General features: G+C 64.8%; 14 protein-coding genes. 10 read left to right on the forward strand and 4 right to left on the reverse strand.

What is annotated here, in order from left to right; all coding sequences use genetic code 11:
* Positions 1 to 248: 248 nt before the first annotated feature.
* From HWY30_RS34535 to HWY30_RS34545, 3 genes are all read right to left on the reverse strand, one after another.
* Complete coding sequence (locus HWY30_RS34535) at positions 249 to 836, reverse strand: BPSL1445 family SYLF domain-containing lipoprotein (RefSeq protein ID WP_090804802.1); 588 nt, start codon at positions 834 to 836, stop codon at positions 249 to 251.
* A gap of 386 nt (positions 837 to 1222) precedes the next feature.
* Positions 1223 to 1672 (reverse strand): hypothetical protein, encoded by a 450-nt coding sequence (locus HWY30_RS34540; protein ID WP_090804804.1) that lies wholly within the window; start codon positions 1670 to 1672, stop codon positions 1223 to 1225.
* A 236-nt stretch (positions 1673 to 1908) separates the two neighbouring features.
* Positions 1909 to 2208: a PsiF family protein gene (locus HWY30_RS34545; protein WP_090804806.1), complete on the reverse strand. Its 300-nt coding sequence runs from the start codon at positions 2206 to 2208 to the stop codon at positions 1909 to 1911.
* A gap of 39 nt (positions 2209 to 2247) precedes the next feature.
* Between HWY30_RS34545 and HWY30_RS34550 the strand changes: the two genes are divergently transcribed.
* From HWY30_RS34550 to HWY30_RS34560, 3 genes are all read left to right on the forward strand, one after another.
* The gene (locus HWY30_RS34550) at positions 2248 to 2505 is read left to right on the forward strand and encodes a hypothetical protein (protein ID WP_143037169.1); all 258 of its coding nucleotides are present in this window, start codon (positions 2248 to 2250) and stop codon (positions 2503 to 2505) included.
* A gap of 151 nt (positions 2506 to 2656) precedes the next feature.
* Positions 2657 to 2956, forward strand: coding sequence for a YciI-like protein (locus tag HWY30_RS34555; RefSeq protein WP_018418036.1), 300 nt, complete (start codon positions 2657 to 2659; stop codon positions 2954 to 2956).
* 572 nt (positions 2957 to 3528) lie between these two features.
* Entirely contained in the window at positions 3529 to 4719 is a 1191-nt protein-coding gene (locus tag HWY30_RS34560) for a transposase (RefSeq protein ID WP_090804808.1), read from the forward strand.
* A gap of 69 nt (positions 4720 to 4788) precedes the next feature.
* Here the strand turns inward: HWY30_RS34560 and HWY30_RS34565 are convergent, their stop codons facing one another.
* Positions 4789 to 6348 carry a mannose-1-phosphate guanylyltransferase/mannose-6-phosphate isomerase gene (locus HWY30_RS34565; RefSeq protein WP_425199420.1) on the reverse strand — a complete coding sequence of 520 codons (1560 nt, stop codon included), beginning with the start codon at positions 6346 to 6348 and terminating at the stop codon, positions 4789 to 4791.
* Between the two features lie 606 nt (positions 6349 to 6954).
* Here HWY30_RS34565 and HWY30_RS34570 point away from each other — a divergent pair.
* From HWY30_RS34570 to HWY30_RS34600, 7 genes are all read left to right on the forward strand, one after another.
* Positions 6955 to 8352, forward strand: a complete 1398-nt coding sequence (locus tag HWY30_RS34570; protein ID WP_090804812.1) for an undecaprenyl-phosphate glucose phosphotransferase — start codon at positions 6955 to 6957, stop codon at positions 8350 to 8352.
* Between the two features lie 80 nt (positions 8353 to 8432).
* Complete coding sequence (locus HWY30_RS34575) at positions 8433 to 9878, forward strand: UDP-glucose dehydrogenase family protein (RefSeq protein ID WP_090804814.1); 1446 nt, start codon at positions 8433 to 8435, stop codon at positions 9876 to 9878.
* A gap of 33 nt (positions 9879 to 9911) precedes the next feature.
* Positions 9912 to 10367, forward strand: a complete 456-nt coding sequence (locus tag HWY30_RS34580) for an arsenate reductase/protein-tyrosine-phosphatase family protein (RefSeq protein ID WP_090804816.1) — start codon at positions 9912 to 9914, stop codon at positions 10365 to 10367.
* On the forward strand, positions 10361 to 11566 hold the full coding sequence (locus HWY30_RS34585; protein ID WP_090804818.1) for a polysaccharide biosynthesis/export family protein: 1206 nt from the start codon (positions 10361 to 10363) through the stop codon (positions 11564 to 11566). Before HWY30_RS34580 ends, HWY30_RS34585 begins: the two co-directional genes overlap by 7 nt.
* A 136-nt stretch (positions 11567 to 11702) precedes the next feature.
* The gene (locus HWY30_RS34590; RefSeq protein WP_090804820.1) at positions 11703 to 13901 is read left to right on the forward strand and encodes a polysaccharide biosynthesis tyrosine autokinase; all 2199 of its coding nucleotides are present in this window, start codon (positions 11703 to 11705) and stop codon (positions 13899 to 13901) included.
* Between the two features lie 56 nt (positions 13902 to 13957).
* Positions 13958 to 14899, forward strand: a complete 942-nt coding sequence (locus HWY30_RS34595) for a glycosyltransferase family 2 protein (RefSeq protein ID WP_090804822.1) — start codon at positions 13958 to 13960, stop codon at positions 14897 to 14899.
* Positions 14896 to 16056 carry a glycosyltransferase family 4 protein gene (locus HWY30_RS34600; RefSeq protein WP_090804824.1) on the forward strand — a complete coding sequence of 387 codons (1161 nt, stop codon included), beginning with the start codon at positions 14896 to 14898 and terminating at the stop codon, positions 16054 to 16056. The genes HWY30_RS34595 and HWY30_RS34600 overlap by 4 nt, the downstream gene beginning before the upstream one ends.

Below are 16056 nucleotides of genomic sequence, written 5' to 3' on the forward strand. Positions count from 1 at the left end.
ACGAAACGAAGCTCGCTGGAGCAATCCAGTCGTCAGGAAACGCCGGATACGTGATCCGTACGTCCGGTGTTGTGGGAGGACGGCGGGGGCAACCCCGCCTCCTACCCGATCGCGCGAGTTTTTCCGTTCCCGAGCGTCGGCATCGGCATACATAACAAAAAGACCGCGCGACGACCCGCGCAGGGTCCTCCGCGCGGCCTTCGCCGCGATGCGCGCAAGTGATCAGTGAAGCGCGCCGATGAGCGCGCTCAGATCTTCAGCCGCGTGACCTTCGTGCCTTGCAGCGAGACGTCGCCCATCAGGCCCGCGTTGGTCATCACGAAAACCTGCACCGGCGCGGTGGCCGTGGTCGTGTCGACGGCGCCGTTCGCGCCGATCTTCACGAGCGCGACCGATGCATCGACGCCGGCCGACCAGCCCTCCGCGTTGCGGAATTTGTCGAGCGAATCCTGCGTCATGAACAGGAAGATGATCGCCTTCGACTGCGCGCCCGCCTGCAGGCCGAACGAGCCCGACACGGTGCTGTAGTAGCCGACCGTCGCGCCGCCCACCCGCAATGCGCCTTCGCCATACTGGCCGCCGACGATCAAGCCCGCCTGCAGCACCGACGGGAACACCAGCACGCCGCGCGCCTTCGACACCAGCTCGCGTGAGCCCGGCACGGTCGTGAACAGCTTGGACAGCGTGCCATCGACGCTGGCGTCGATCGACTGTCGTTTCGAGGCGTCGACATGAGCATTTTCCGGCGTGTTGCCCGTCGTCGTGCAGCCGGCGAGTGCAAGGCCTCCGAAAGCAAGCGCAGCGGTCGTCTTCAACATGAAGTGTCGTCTTTGCATCGTTTTTCTCCGTCATGGATCCGGGGCGCAACCGTGGTGGTGTCGCCTGGTTGCCTTTGAGTTATAACACACGCTGGTGCAAAAGGCGCGCTGCGTGACAACGCGAAAAGCCTTATGGGACAAGGGTTTGAGCCTGATCGCAAGAGGTCTTCCCAGTAAATTTGACCGGCCTTGCGCGCGACTTCCGAGCACGCGTCGCGCGACGATCCGAGGGGCGACGCCGAACAGCGCCCGAGTCGCGGCGATTGTGGGGACGCTTCGGCGTGGCCGCACGATGCGCCGGTTTTTACCGATTTTCGCGTCGCGCGGCGGCCCATCGACATGGCAATGAGAGTGTTGTTTCGGCGCAGCAAATTGCGGCGAAGTGCAAGCGGCGCGGCCGCCGCTCACCCATGATTCGCCGGACTCTTGACCGCAGGCGGGCGCCGCAGCGCGCGGCGCACCATGCCGATGATCGCGCCGATCGCGAACAGCATAGCCGCCGGCACCATCCAATAGCCGACGAACGCGTGCCACAGATAGGCGAATAGCGTCGAGCGGCGCACGCTGTATTCGTTGATCGCGTCCTGCTGGCGCGGCGCGTTGGCGGCCAGTACGTCGGCCGGGCAGCCGGCCGCCTTGGCCTCGTCGGGCTTGCCATGGCAATGCGCGGGCGCCCCGGCGGCGCGCTGCGCCTGGGTGAAATTCCAGGTGGTCAGCGCGCGGTCGAGATCGACCGCGTTGTACGACATTTCCTCGCGGATCTCGTTGACCGCGACGATCGCCACAGGCACGGCCCAGAATATGATGACCAGCAACCACCGCCTTAACCAGCGGTTTTTGTGCTTCGATACCATCCTTGCCTCCGATCGATGCTCAGTAGCACCAACGACAAGATGGCGGCCCGCGTAGTTGTTTGGTTCTATATGAGTGAGGGTGGGCCGTCTCCGCAGCCATCATAGAAGAAAACGGCGCGTTGCGGCGGGTGGACGACGAAGCGGGGGACTCGATCGGAGCGCCGCGTGGGCGCAACGATGCGCCGGCGCCGCGTCGATCGGAGGGCGCCGGCGTGGGGGACGGCTACACCTTTCGCTCAGTGGGCCGGCGCCGAGGAGGACAGGCAGGTCTTCATGAAGGCCTTGCGGTCGTCGCCTTTCTTGTCGGCCGCCTGCTTGTTGCACACCTTCATCTTGTCCTGCTGGCTCATCGGCGCGGCGGCGGCCGGCTTCGCGGAAAGACAGGTTTGCATGAACGCCTTGCGCTCGTCGCCTTTCTTGTCGCCGGCCTGCTTGTTGCAGTCGGCCATCTTGGTTTGCTGGCTGTTCTGCGCAAACGCCGGCGATACGAGTACCGCGCCCAACACCAGCGTAGCGATAGCGGATTGGATTTTCATGGGACACTCCATCGGTGGTGAAAACGTTTCTGATCGTTCATGCGCGCGGGCGACGACGGCATCCATGGGCCCATCGGCGCATCCATTATGGCAAATGCCGTCTGCCAGAACGGCTCAAAATGCATTCCGGTTGACAGCGGTCCGCGCTCGTTTTCCCTGAGCAGCGTGGCGCACCTGGCGCTGCGGCGTTTGAAACAATCGAATGAACGAGAGCGCGAATTTTGTCATGCAATGCAGATTGCTCGTGACGTTTATTTCAAGCTTATTGAAACGAAATTACGGTTCCCGCTATTTTGATCTATGGTTAACAGGCAATGAGAATTTTCATATTGCTGCGAATGCAACCGAATAGAAAATAGGCATGAAATTCGGTAGTCGCCGTTATCCTCAACTGCGCTCCGGCGCATGCCGCTCCCTGCCAACCCTCAACCTCGCGAGGAGACTCACCATGCATTACCTGTTGATGTACGAGTTGGTACCCGACTATCTGGAACGGCGCGGCGAGCATCGCGACGCGCATCTGAAACTCGCATGGGCCGCCGCCGAGCGCGGCGAACTGCTGCTCGCCGGCGCGCTCGCGGAGCCGACGGACGGTGCGGTGCTGCTCTTCACCGGCGCGTCGCCTGCGGTGGCGGAGGCCTTTGCTACCGCCGATCCGTACGTACTCTCCGGACTGGTTACGCGTTGGCGCGTGCGCGAATGGACCACGGTCGTCGGCGAGCACGCATCGAAACCAGTGCGCCCGTAACGTCGTTCGAAGCGACTTCATCGCTTCTGTCACGCCTCGAACTCCGCGCATGCGCGGCGGCCGCCTCCCGTTGCCTCCACGTCACCGCGCGGGCGCGTCGCAGTCCTTTCGCCGACACTCGAAACCGATGTTCACATCAACCATCAAAGCGCATAGAAATGCATGCTGGATCGGCAATGACATTTCTAAATCCCATTCTGTTCGGTCATGCGGTATTGTGCTTTGCAATAGACAGATCCGATGCCGGATAAGCAGCGGCTTCTGTTACGGCAATACGAGAATCGACGCAGCGAAATCGACAAGATTGTTTCTATCCGTAACACTTGTCTCAACTGTACTCATGCAAAGATTGGAATGGTATGCTTCGTGCACAAATTTTCCCACGCACGAGTGAGACCGCGTTTTGTGCTTCGTAATAGGGAAGAGCCGCACCACGTGTGGGCGGCCTGCTCCAGCGAGCCGAACGGACCAAACAAATTTGTGCAACCGAGGGCCGCACACGGGTCGTGAACGCTGAGAATCCGTGGCAGGCCCAACGCCGCGGCCAGGCCAGGCCGCGTGGAGAAAATCCAATGTTTTTCGATGAGCTAAACAACGACGAATGGGCGCTGCTCGCGCCGCTCGTCTCCGACGAGCCGGCCGTCCGTCTGAACCGGCGCGGCCGGCCGCGCGCCGAACCGCGCATCGTGACGAATGCCGTGCTGTGGATCATGACCACCGGCGAGCCGTGGTCGAAGCTGCCGGGCCGCTATCCGTCCGGTCCCACCTGCCGCCGCCGCTTCGAAGAGTGGCAACTGAACGGCACACTGCTGGAGATGGTCCGTCTGCTGTCGCAGAGCGGGCGTACCTTCGCATACATTCCCCAACCGGCGCCGCCCGTTACGGCCAGACCCGCGGCACCGGTTGCGCAAACCCCGAGCCCGCGCGAAGACAATAATCTGCGCGGCGTGTCGTGGAAGAGTCCCGAGTCGTGGCAGGCGCCCGGCGTCGCGAGCGCGTTGAGCCAATGGCGTACGGCCGATCCGATCGGCGACATCACGCGGCAATTGTCGGGGCTTGCGCCGGCGAGCGCGGGGGCGACATCGGCGTTCGCGACGTCTGCAGTAGCGACGTCCGCGACGGCGGCGGAGATGCGCGTCGAACCGGCCGCATTTGAAACGGTCGAGACCGTCGCGGTCGACGACCCGCGCCCGTCGCTGACGATGGGCCTCGCCCCGCGCGGCATGCAGGTCGCCGATTCGCGCGGTTATCTGATCTACGTGGTGGTCGAGGAAGTGCCGAATGCGATGTATCGCGGGTGGGCCGAGATCATCAGGGACGGCAAGCGCGTCGAGCGCTCTGGCCTCGTCGGCCCGCGCTTCGCGGATGCGCAGCACGCGCAGCAGTTCGCGCTCGACTGGGCGCGTCAGTGGATCGATCGCGAATGCGCGACCGACGCGGCGGCCACGACCATGGTCCACGCAACGGCCGCGCCCGCGTCGGCGAACCTTGCGCAGCGGTCCGCGGACCGTTCGTTGTCAGGCCTGCGTCATGCGCCGGAACCGGCATCGGTCAATGGCATCGCGAATCACCCGGGCAATCACGGCGCGCCGTTGCACGGGCCGCTGAAGCCATCACTGAATGCATTACGCGGGACGCTGCGCCGCTATCCGTCGGACACCGCGACCGCGGGCGGGGCAAGCACGCCCACGGTGACGACCGACAGCGGCACCGCGGAGCGCTTATCCGCAACCTACAAAGAACTCATCTCATACGTGGGATGAGCCCGGCGGTCCCCGCGGCCGCTTTGCGCCGCCGCAGGTTCCCGCTTCGTCATTGCGACCGCTCGCGCCTCATTGCCTTCCGTACGTATCGTCGAAGCGCACGATATCGTCTTCGCCGAGGTACGAACCCGACTGCACCTCGATCATTTCGAGCGGCATCTTGCCCGGGTTTTCGAGGCGATGCGTCACGCCGAGCGGAATATAGGCCGACTCGTTTTCGGACACGATAAAGCGCTCGTCGCCGCGCGTGACGAGCGCGGTGCCGCGCACGACGATCCAGTGCTCCGCGCGATGATGATGCATCTGCAGCGACAACCGCGCGCCCGGCTTCACGACGATCCGCTTGACCTGGAAGCGCTCGCCGGTGTCGACGGAATCGTAGTTGCCCCACGGCCGATGCACCTTGCGATGATTGGCCGCTTCGAGCCCGCCATCCTCGCGAATCCGGTTGACGATCTTCTTGACGTCCTGCACGCGTGATTTGTCGGCGACCAGAATCGCATCGGCGGTCTCGACGACGACGAGATTCTGCGTGCCGACGCAGGCAATCAGTCGTCCTTCGGAATGCGCGAAGGTGGAGTTCGCGCCTTCGAACATCACGCGGCCGCGGCTCACGTTGCGATCGGGGTCCTTCTCGCTGATGTCCCAGATCGCGTCCCACGAACCGACGTCGGACCAGCCGGCCGCAAGCGGCACGACCACGCCCGACGCGATGCTCTGATCGGCGCCGAGCTTTTCCATCACCGCGTAGTCGATCGAATTCGACGGCGAGCCGCTGAACGCATCGCGTTGCAGCCGGAAGAAGTCGCCGTCCGCCGTGCTGCCCGCGAAGGCCGATTCGCATGCTGCGTAAATGGCCGGCTGAAAATGGCGGATCGCTTTGAGCCACGTCGATGCGCGCACGATGAAAATACCGCTGTTCCACCAGTATTCGCGTGATGCGACATAGCGCTGCGCGAGTTCCAGATGCGGCTTTTCGACGAAACGCTCGAGGCGATGCGCGACCGGGCGAGCCGCTGCTGCGGTCTGCGCATCGTCAGAACCGAGCGGCGCGCCGATGCGGATATAGCCGTAGCCGGTTTCGGCACGCGTCGGCACGATGCCCATGGTGACGATATGGCCAGCGGCCGCATGCTGTACGCCGGCGGCGAGCGCCGCGTGAAATCCTGCGCTGTCGGTGACCGCGTGATCGGCGGGCATCACGACCATGATGCCGTCTTCATCCTGCGCGGCGACGGACAACGCGGCCACCGTCAACGCGGGCGCGGTGTCACGGCCCACGGGTTCGAGTATCAGCCGGCTCGGCTTGGCGCTCGTGCGCAATTGTTCGGCCGTCGTGAAGCGCTGTTCTTCATTGGCGACGACCACGAGCTGGCCGGCAAGCGGATAACCGGCTTCGAGCCCATCGAGACGGCGGGTCGTCGATTGCAGCAGCGACTCTTCGCCGAGCAGGCCGATCAACTGCTTCGGATGCTGCTCGCGCGACATCGGCCACAGCCGGGTGCCCGAGCCGCCCGCGAGAATCACGGGATGAACCTTGAGCTTGACGCTGGTTGCGGTTGAGGGCATGGGCGATTGGGCGGGGGTGGGCCGGGTGCCGGCAGGCGTGACCGGGGCCGGAGCTGTCATGGTGAACTCTCCTCGAGGCTGGATGAATGCGTCGAGTTTTATCACGAAGTCGCGAATCAATAAAAGCGCGTTAAATACAATTCCGATAAAAGGCGCGTCGAATTTATTCGAAATTCGCCAAAAAATGTCACGTCGATTTATTTATAAATAAAAATTACCTGAAAAAAATCAGCAAGCATTTTTTTCGCTTAATGATGCGCAAGAATGACAGCACGAGTAGCGCCCGAGCTTTGCGCCAGGACTGTTGGCAAAGCGAAAGCTTCCATGTGAAAGCGCTGAGATTGGGTGCCCGGAACCTTCTGTCGGACCGCATTGCGGCAACAATTGCCGCACAAAATGCATAAAAAATGCCGAAATTTTGACCGATACAATTTGAGATTTTTTGCGGTCTTGTCGTGGGAATTTTAATACCGCTTTATTGATGTATGAACAAGGGTATTCACTCATTCGCATTCGGATTTTGCGGTCTCGCCATTCGGGCTCATTCAGTCCAGTCGCGCCGCCAGGCAGATCGGAAATAAAAAAGCGCAACGATGAAACCCGCATGCAACAGCCATTTCAACCAACCGACGGATCGCACTTGACTGACGAACAGAGGGGCGGCGCATGCTGAGCGTTCTAGCAAGAATCATCGACATCGCCATGGTCGCGCTCGCCGCGGTGCTGGCGGCGGGCGTGCACAGCGGCAGAGTGGTATGGCTCGACGATATGCAAAGCGTGTCGCTCGCGTTCGGCTGCCTGCTCGTGGTGGTGTTCTTCCCGCCGCTCGGCATCTATCAGTCGTGGCGTGGCAAGCCGCTCTACGATCTGCTGTCGCGCGTCACGGGCGGCTGGCTGATGGTCGAAGTGACCGGCGTGCTGATCAGCTTCAGCGTGCACCGCGCCGACAGCCTGTCGCGGCTGTGGCTCGTTTACTGGGCGCTCGCGTCGATCGTGCTGCTGGTCGTCACGAAGGTTATCGTCTATTCGATCCTGCGCGGGCTGCGCCGCGAGGGCTTCAATCAGCGCGCGGTCGCGATCGTCGGCGGCGCGCCGTACGGCCGCTTCCTGATCGAACAGATGCGCGGCCGTCCCGAAGCTGGCTTCAAGCCCGTCGTCGTGTTCGACGAGGACGGCACGATCAATCCCTACGAAGACCCTGACGCGGCGCACGCGGTCGCGGGCGTGCCGGTCGAGCGCGACTATCAGCGCATGATCGAACTGGTACGGCAGCGCGCGATCCGCGAGTTGTGGCTCGCGCTGCCGATCTCGAAGGAGAAGGCGATCCATCGCTTCGTGATGGATCTGCGCAACGACTTCGTGAACATCCGCTTCATCCCCGACGTCGGCAGCCTGACGCTGTTCAATCAGCCGATGGTCGAGTTGCTCGGCGTGCCCGCGATCAATCTGGCCGCCTCGCCGATCACCGATCTGCGCGTGCTGCCCAAGCGCGTGTTCGACAGCCTGTTCGCGTTCGGCGCGTTGCTCGCGCTGTCGCCGCTGATGCTCGCGATCGCGCTGATGGTGAAGCTCAGCTCGCCGGGGCCGGTGTTTTTCCGCCAGCGGCGCAAGGGGATCGACGGCCGCGAGTTCGAGATCTTCAAGTTCCGCTCGATGAAGGTCCACAAGGAAGCGGCCGGCAAGATCACCCAGGCGACGCGGCGCGATCCGCGCATTACCGCGGTCGGCGCGTTCCTGCGCCGCACCAGCCTCGACGAGCTGCCGCAGTTCATCAACGTGCTGCGCGGCGAGATGTCGGTGGTAGGTCCCCGTCCGCATGCGCTCGAGCACGACGACATCTACAAGGATCTGGTGAAGGGCTACATGCACCGCTACCGGATCAAGCCGGGCATTACCGGCTGGGCGCAGATCAACGGTTATCGCGGCGAAACCGATCGCATCGAAAAGATGATGGGCCGCGTAAAGCTCGATCTGTACTACATGCAGCACTGGACCTTCTGGCTCGACATCAAGATCGTCGTGCTGACGCTGTGGAAGGGCTTCGCGGGCAGCAACGCCTATTGAACGCGGAGCGCCGGGCCGCGCCGATGCCACGCATCACGCGAGCGCATTCCTGAATCAACTTTTTTACCGAGGTGCAATCCATGAACCTGACGATCATCGGTAGCGGCTATGTCGGCCTCGTGACCGGCGCGTGTCTGGCCGACATCGGCCACGACGTGTTCTGTCTCGACGTCGACGCGCGCAAGATCGACGTGCTCAACAACGGCGGCGTGCCGATCCACGAGCCGGGGCTGCAGGAGATCATCGCGCGCAATCGCCGCGCCAGGCGCCTGACCTTCTCCACCGACGTCGAGGCCGCGGTCGCGCACGGCGACATCCAGTTCATCGCGGTCGGCACGCCGGCCGACGAAGACGGTTCCGCCGATCTGCAATACGTGCTCGCGGCCGCGCGCAACATCGGCCGTTATATGACCGGCTTCAAGGTGATCGTCGACAAATCGACGGTGCCGGTCGGCACCGCCTCGCGCGTGCGCGAAGTGGTGGCCGCCGAGCTGGCCGCGCGCGGCGTCGAGCCGATGTTCTCGGTCGTGTCGAATCCGGAGTTCCTGAAGGAGGGCGCGGCCGTCGAAGACTTCACGCGGCCCGATCGCATCGTGCTCGGCTGCGACGAGGACGTGCCCGGCGAAAAGGCCCGCGAACTGATGAAGCGCCTGTATGCGCCGTTCAACCGCAATCGCGAGCGTACGCTGTATATGGACGTGCGTTCGGCCGAATTCACCAAGTACGCGGCCAACGCGATGCTCGCGACGCGCATCTCGTACATGAACGAGCTCGCGAATCTGGCCGATCGCGTCGGCGCGGATATCGAGGCGGTGCGCCGCGGCATCGGTTCCGATCCGCGCATCGGCTATGACTTCCTCTACGCGGGGTGCGGCTATGGCGGCTCCTGTTTTCCGAAGGACGTGCAGGCGCTGATCCGCACCGCGGCCGATCACAACGCGAACCTGCGCATTCTCGAAGCGGTGGAAGCGGTCAACGATGCGCAGAAGCAGATCCTCGCGCAGAAGATCGTCGCGCGTCTCGGCGAGGATCTGTCGGACCGCACGTTCGGCGTCTGGGGTCTCGCATTCAAGCCGAATACCGACGACATGCGCGCGGCGCCGAGCCGCGAGCTGATCGCCGGGCTGCTGGGCCGCGGCGCGCGCGTGAAGGCCTACGACCCGGTCTCGATCGACGAAGCGAAGCGCGTGCTCGCGCTCGATCTGAAGGACGTGCCGCAGCAGCATGCGCGAGTTTCGTTCGTGAGGGAAGAGATGGAAGCGGCGAGCGGCGTCGATGCGCTCGTGATCCTGACCGAATGGAAGGTCTTCAAGAGTCCAGATTTCGATGCGCTGAAGCGCATGCTGAAGACGCCGCTGATCTTCGATGGCCGCAATCTGTACGAGCCGGACGTGCTGCTCGAACTCGGCATCGAGTATCACGCGATCGGCCGGCGGCATGCGTTGCGCAACGCGCCGGCGCGTGTCGGCGCGAAAGGTTCGATGCAGGCGGCGGACCTCGCCGCGACGGCAGCCTCCGGCCGCTGAGGCCACCGCGATCGCCGTGCGAGAGAGTCCGCCATGTTCGACAACGTTCTGATCGTGTGCCACGCCAACGTGTGCCGCTCGCCCGCCGCCGAGATGCTGTTCAAGGCGAGCCAGGCGCGCGCGCCGCGCTCGGGGGCCGCACCTATCGCGTTTCATTCGGCGGGCATTCGTGCGGTGAACGGCCACGGCATGGACCCGGTGATGCGGCGCCTGCTCGAAGAGCGCGGCGTCGCGGCCGGCGTTCACCACGCGCGGCGCCTCGAGCGCTCGCTCGTGCGCGCGGCAGATCTCGTGCTGGTGACCGAGCGCGCGCAGGTGAGCGAGGTCGAAGCGCTCGATCCGTCCGCGCGCGGCAAGGTCTATCCGCTCGGCAAGTGGGAAGCCGATTCGGACGTCGCCGATCCGCACGGCGGCGCGGAAGACGAATACAGGGAGAGTCTCGTGCTCATCGAACATCTGGTCATGGGATGGCTGAAAAAAATATGCTGAAGAAACCCCGCATCGAAAACTCATTCGCGAGCTTGCGCACGAAGCTCGCCGCCTCACTTCTGCTGACGTCCTTTCTGTCGGCCTGCGCGACCGCACCGGGCAATTACCTCGACACGTCGCGGCTCAAGGACAACGATCAGGCGCCGAGCGAAACCTATCCGGTCCATCTGATCGACGCGAACCTGATCATGGCGCAGGCGCAAGCCGCCGCCGCGAAAATCCAGCCGTTGCCGCCAGCGGCGCTGTCCGATCCGTCGCTGTATGTGTACCACCTCGCGCCGCAGGACATTCTCGGCATCACCGTGTGGGATCATCCCGAGCTGACCACGCCGCAGGGCAGTACCTTGTCCTCGGGCGGCAATACCACGCAGACGATCGCGGGTGCGTTGCAGCAGCCGTATACGGCCGCGCTGCCGGGCCAGGCCGATCCGTACGGCCAGACCATCGCCGCCGACGGCACGATCTTTTTCCCGTTCGTCGGCCGCATCCAGGCCGCGGGCAAGACCACGACCGAGCTGCGCGATCAGCTCGCCGCCCGCCTCGTGCCATATATCCGCAATCCGCAGGTCGACGTGCGCGTGCTGTCGTATCGCAGCCAGAAGGTGCAGGTCACGGGCGAAGTGAAGCAGCCGGGACCGCTCGCGGTCAGCGACGTGCCGCTGAAGCTGGTCGACGCGATCACGCGCTCGGGCGGCACGAACCCGGACGCCGACATCCAGCGCGTGCGACTCACGCGCAACCACAAGCTCTATGTGCTCAATGCCGATCGCATGCTCGATCAGGGCGATACCACCCAGGACGTGATGCTGCAGAACGGCGACGTGGTCAACGTGCCGGACCGCACCGACAGCCGCATCTTCGTGCTGGGCGAAGTGAAGACGCCGATCCAGGTGCCGATCGCGCGCGGCCGCATGACGATCGCCGACGCGCTCACGCAAGGGGGCGGCATCCTCAACACCGACGCCAATCCGCGCCAGATCTACGTGATGCGCGGCATGCGCGAGCATCCGACCACGCCCGAGGTGTTCCGCCTCGACATGACGCAGCCGGACTCGATCATGCTGTCCTCGCAGTTCCAGTTGCAGCCGCTCGACGTCGTGTACGTGGGCACCGCCGCGTCGACCACGTTCAACCGTGTGTTGCAGCAGGTGCTGCCGAGCGTGCAGACGCTGTTCTATCTGAAGCAGCTGACGCGCTGAACGTTTGGCCTGTAACGTCCCGCGCCGCTGTTGTCCGGGCGGTGCGGGACGTGCAACGAAAGCAGAAGTACCGCTGACGCGAAAGCCGAAGCCAACGACACGGGATGGAACAGTGAGCAATCAACTCTCTCCACACATGGCTGGTCCGATCAAGACCGAAGAAGAAGACGTCGTCCTCGGACAACTGGTGCAGGTGATCCTCGACGACATCTGGTGGCTGCTCGCGATCACCGCGATCATCGTCGCGATGGCGGTCGCGTACTGCTACCTCGCCAGGCCGACTTATTCGGCCGATGCGCACGTGCGCGTCGAGCAGTCCGACAGCATGTCGCAGGCGCTCACGCAAACGCAGACCGGCGCCGCGATCACCAGCGGCTCGACGTCGCTGCCGACCGACGCCGAGATCGAAATCATCAAGAGCCGTGGCGTGGTCGCGCCGGTCGTGCAGCAGCTCAAGCTGAACTTCAGCGTTACGCCGAAGACGATCCCGCTGCTCGGCAGCATCGCCGCGCGCCTCGCCACGCCGGGCCAGCCCGCGCGCGCGTGGCTGGGGCTCACGTCCTACGCATGGGGCGGAGAAAAAGTCGACGTCGATTCGATCGACGTGACGCCGTCGCTCGAAGGCGAGAAGCTGCTGCTGCGCGTGATCGACGCGCAGCACTATGAACTGTTCGCGCCGAACGGCTCGCTGCTGCTGCGCGGCCAGGTCGGGCAGCAGGCGCAGGGCGGGGGCGTGACGATGGTCGTCAATACGCTGATCGCGCGCCCCGGGCAGGAGTTCACCGTCGTGCGCTCGAACGATCTCGATGCGATCACCGCGTTCCAGTCGGCGATCACGGTGCAGGAGCAGGGCAAGCAGACCGGCGTGATCCAGATCTCGCTGGAGGACAAGAGTCCCGAGCATGCGGCGCTCGTCGCCAATGCGCTCGCGCAGTCGTATCTGCGCGAGCACGTGTCGACCAAGCAGGCCGACGCAAGCAGGATGCTCGACTTCCTGAAGAGCGAGGAGCCGCGCCTGAAGGCCGATCTCGAACGCGCGGAGGCCGCGCTGACCGCTTATCAACGTCAGTCCGGCTCGATCAACGCGAGCGACGAGGCGAAGGTCTACCTCGAAGGCAGCGTGCAATACGAGCAGCAGATCGCCGCGTTGCGTCTGCAGATGACGCAGCTCGCCGAGCGCTACGGCGACGACCATCCGACGCTCGTCGCCGCGCGTCAGCAGATGGCTGAATTGCAGGCGCAGCGCACCAAATACGCGGACCGCTTCCGCAATCTGCCGGCCACCGAAGTGAAGGCCGTGCAGTTGCAGCGCGACGCGAAGGTGGCCGAAGACATTTACGTGCTGCTGCTCAATCGCGTGCAGGAGCTGTCGGTGCAGAAGGCGGGCACCGGCGGCAACGTCCATATCGTCGACGCCGCGCTGCGCCCCGGCGCGCCGGTCAAGCCGAAGAAGATGCTGATCATCTCGGCGGCCGTGATTCTCGGGCTGATCGCGGGCACCGGTTTCGTGTTCCTGCGCCGCAATCTGTTCAAGGGCATCGACGACCCCGATCACGTCGAGCGCGCGTTCCATCTGCCGGTGTTCGGGCTCGTGCCGCAAAGCGCCGAGCAGGTGCAGCTCGAAAACAGCTATGCGCGGGGCGGCGAACGGCTGCGTCCGGTGCTTGCGAACGCGCGGCCGAAGGACGTGACGATCGAAAGTCTGCGCAGCCTGCGCACCGCGATGCAGTTCACGCTGATGGACGCGCGCAACCGCATCGTGATGCTGACGGGGCCGATGGCCGGCGTCGGCAAGAGCTTCCTCAGCGTGAACCTGGCGATGCTGCTCGCCCATTCGGGCAAGCGCGTGTTAATGATCGACGGCGACATGCGGCGCGGCACGCTCGAACGTTACGTGGGCGGCTTGCAGGAAAACGGCCTGTCCGAGCTGCTGAGCGGCCAGATCTCGCTGGAGGAAGCGATTCGCGGTTCGAGCATCGAGGGCCTGAGCTTCATCTCGTGCGGCCGCCGTCCGCCGAATCCGTCCGAGCTGCTGATGTCGCCGCGACTGCCGCAGTACCTCGACGGCCTCGCGAAGCGCTACGACGTGATCCTGATCGACACGCCGCCGGTGCTCGCGGTGACCGATGCGTCGATCATCGGCGCGTATGCGGGCTCGACGTTCTTCGTGATGCGCTCGGGCATGCACAGCGAGCTCGAGCTGGCCGATGCGCTGAAACGCCTGCGCTCGGCGGGCGTCCACGTGCAGGGCGGCATCTTCAACGGCATGCCGGCGCGCTCGCGGGTCGGCTACGACCGCGGCTACGCGGCGACTCAGGCATACCTGAGCACGTGACGCGGGCTCCGCACTCGAGCACCGACTTCTGCACGACAGGAACAGAGGACATCACGATGAAACTGACGGTACTGGTACCGACTTATCGCCGCCCGGCCGATCTGGCGCGCTGCCTCGCGGCGCTCGAGCGGCAATCGCGCGTGCCCGACGAAGTGATCGTGGTCGCGCGCGTCGACGACGACGCGACCCATGCGTGCCTGCGCGATCCGTCCACGGGCGGCCGCCTGCCGCTCGTGATCGCGCCGGTGGACATACCCGGCCAGGTCGCGGCCCTGAATCGCGGGCTCGACGCCGCGAGCGGCGACGTGATCGCGATCACCGACGACGACGCCGCGCCGCGCCGCGACTGGGTCGAGCGCATCGCGGCCGCGTTCGAAGCCGATGCGCGCCTCGGCGCGCTGGGCGGGCGCGACTGGGTGCACGAAAAAGGCCGCGTGCTCGACGGCGAGCGGCCGCTGGTCGGCAAGGTGACCGCGCACGGCAAGATCATCGGCAATCATCATCTGGGTGTCGGTGCAGCGCGCGAGGTCGACATCCTGAAGGGCGCCAACATGAGCTACCGGCGCGAAGCGGTGCGCACGATCCGCTTCGACGCGCGTCTGCGCGGCGCGGGCGCGCAGGTGCACAACGACATGGCGTTCAGCCTCGCGGTGAAAAACGCGGGCTGGAAGCTCGTGTACGACCCGCAGATCGCGGTCGATCATTTCCCGGCCGAGCGTTTCGACGACGACAAACGCGACGCGCAGACGATGGCCGCGCTGCGCAACGCCGCGTTCAACTTCCATTTGATCCTGCGCGACCAGTTGCCGCCGCTGCGCCGCGAAGCCGCGTGGTGGTGGTGGACGCTGGTGGGCACACGGCTTTATCCGGGCCTCACGCACGCGGCGCTCGCGCTGCTGTCGAAGCAGGCGCAGTTGAAGCTGTCGCGCTGGCGCGAGGTTCGCGCAGGCGCCCATGAGGCGCGGCGCGCGCTGTCGAAGAGCGGAGTGTCCGCATGAGTACGAAGGTTCACGTTCATCTCTTTTACGGCGCCGATCCGCGTTTTTATCGCAAGGGCGACGATATCGGCTGCCTGTACGGTTATCACCATGCGCAGTCCGAAGCATTCGCGCTGACTTATTCGCAGGACGCGCGCGAAAGCCGGCCCGTGCGGCTCGTACGGCGCGCGCTGAAGGCCGCGCTCGGCTTCGATTTCATCCATACGTGGCGCAATCGCGCGCAGATGCTGCGCTCGGACGTGATCTGGACGCATACCGAGCAGGAGTGGCTGTCCGCCGCGCTGATGCTGCTGCTGTGCGGGCGCAAGGCGGGGCCGGGCGCGTCGCCGCTGCTGCTCGCGCAAAGCGTGTGGCTGCTCGACAAGTGGCCGTCGTACGGCATCGTGCGCAGCTGGTTGTATCGCAAGCTGTTGACGCGGGCGGATCGCTTGACCACACTCGCTAGCGAAAACGCCGGGTTGTGCCAACGCTATTTCCATCGCGACGCGACGCCGCTGCTGTACGGCCTGAACACGCGCGACTTCCCGGTCACCGCGCCGACGCAGTGGACGCCGCGCACGCCGCTGCGCATCGCGGCGATCGGCAACGATCGCGACCGCGACTGGGAGACGCTGATCAAGGCGGTCGGCAACGATCCGCGCTACACGGTGAAGCTCGCGACGCGGCGGCGCATTCCCGCGTCGCTGCGCGCGTCGAATGTCGAGATCGCGCTGTTTTCCGGCATCAAAAAGCAGCACGAACTGTACGACTGGGCCGACGTGATCGTCGTGCCGCTGCGGCCGAACTCGCACGCGTCGGGTATCACGGTGATGCTCGAAGCGGCGGCGGTCGGCAAGCCGATGGTCGCGACCGACGTCGGCGCGCTGCGCGATTATTTCCCCGCCGACGAAGCCGCCTACGTGCCGCCGTTCAATCCGCAGGCACTGCGCGATGCGCTCGACCGGCTCGCCAGCGAGCCTGACGAGGCGCTGCGCCAGGCGCAGGCAGCCGCGGCCGGTCTGCTCGCGCGCGATCTGACCACCCAGCACTACGCGATGCAGCACGTGCGGATCACGCGCGAGATGCTGAGCGCGCGCGGGCAGGCGAGCGCGCATGCCGGCGCGGCCACGCACGCGCAGCCCGCCGCACCCGGGCGCGAATCGCGCGGAGGCCTATAA

This window comes from Paraburkholderia tuberum STM678, assembly GCF_902833905.1.
Taxonomy (GTDB): Bacteria; Pseudomonadota; Gammaproteobacteria; order Burkholderiales; family Burkholderiaceae; genus Paraburkholderia; species Paraburkholderia tuberum.

Bases quoted from the DNA above. Each gene is read 5' to 3' on its own strand.
- HWY30_RS34590 (WP_090804820.1), top strand. From the start codon at position 11,703: ATGGCTGGTCCGATCAAGACCGAAGAAGAAGACGTCGTCCTCGGACAA.
- HWY30_RS34580 (WP_090804816.1), top strand. From the start codon at position 9,912: ATGTTCGACAACGTTCTGATCGTGTGCCACGCCAACGTGTGCCGCTCG.
- HWY30_RS34565 (WP_425199420.1), bottom strand. From the start codon at position 6,348: ATGACAGCTCCGGCCCCGGTCACGCCTGCCGGCACCCGGCCCACCCCC.
- HWY30_RS34575 (WP_090804814.1), top strand. From the start codon at position 8,433: ATGAACCTGACGATCATCGGTAGCGGCTATGTCGGCCTCGTGACCGGC.
- HWY30_RS34550 (WP_143037169.1), top strand. From the start codon at position 2,248: ATGCGCGCGGGCGACGACGGCATCCATGGGCCCATCGGCGCATCCATT.
- HWY30_RS34595 (WP_090804822.1), top strand. From the start codon at position 13,958: ATGAAACTGACGGTACTGGTACCGACTTATCGCCGCCCGGCCGATCTG.
- HWY30_RS34600 (WP_090804824.1), top strand. From the start codon at position 14,896: ATGAGTACGAAGGTTCACGTTCATCTCTTTTACGGCGCCGATCCGCGT.
- HWY30_RS34540 (WP_090804804.1), bottom strand. From the start codon at position 1,672: ATGGTATCGAAGCACAAAAACCGCTGGTTAAGGCGGTGGTTGCTGGTC.
- HWY30_RS34570 (WP_090804812.1), top strand. From the start codon at position 6,955: ATGCTGAGCGTTCTAGCAAGAATCATCGACATCGCCATGGTCGCGCTC.
- HWY30_RS34535 (WP_090804802.1), bottom strand. From the start codon at position 836: ATGCAAAGACGACACTTCATGTTGAAGACGACCGCTGCGCTTGCTTTC.
- HWY30_RS34585 (WP_090804818.1), top strand. From the start codon at position 10,361: ATGCTGAAGAAACCCCGCATCGAAAACTCATTCGCGAGCTTGCGCACG.
- HWY30_RS34555 (WP_018418036.1), top strand. From the start codon at position 2,657: ATGCATTACCTGTTGATGTACGAGTTGGTACCCGACTATCTGGAACGG.
- HWY30_RS34545 (WP_090804806.1), bottom strand. From the start codon at position 2,208: ATGAAAATCCAATCCGCTATCGCTACGCTGGTGTTGGGCGCGGTACTC.
- HWY30_RS34560 (WP_090804808.1), top strand. From the start codon at position 3,529: ATGTTTTTCGATGAGCTAAACAACGACGAATGGGCGCTGCTCGCGCCG.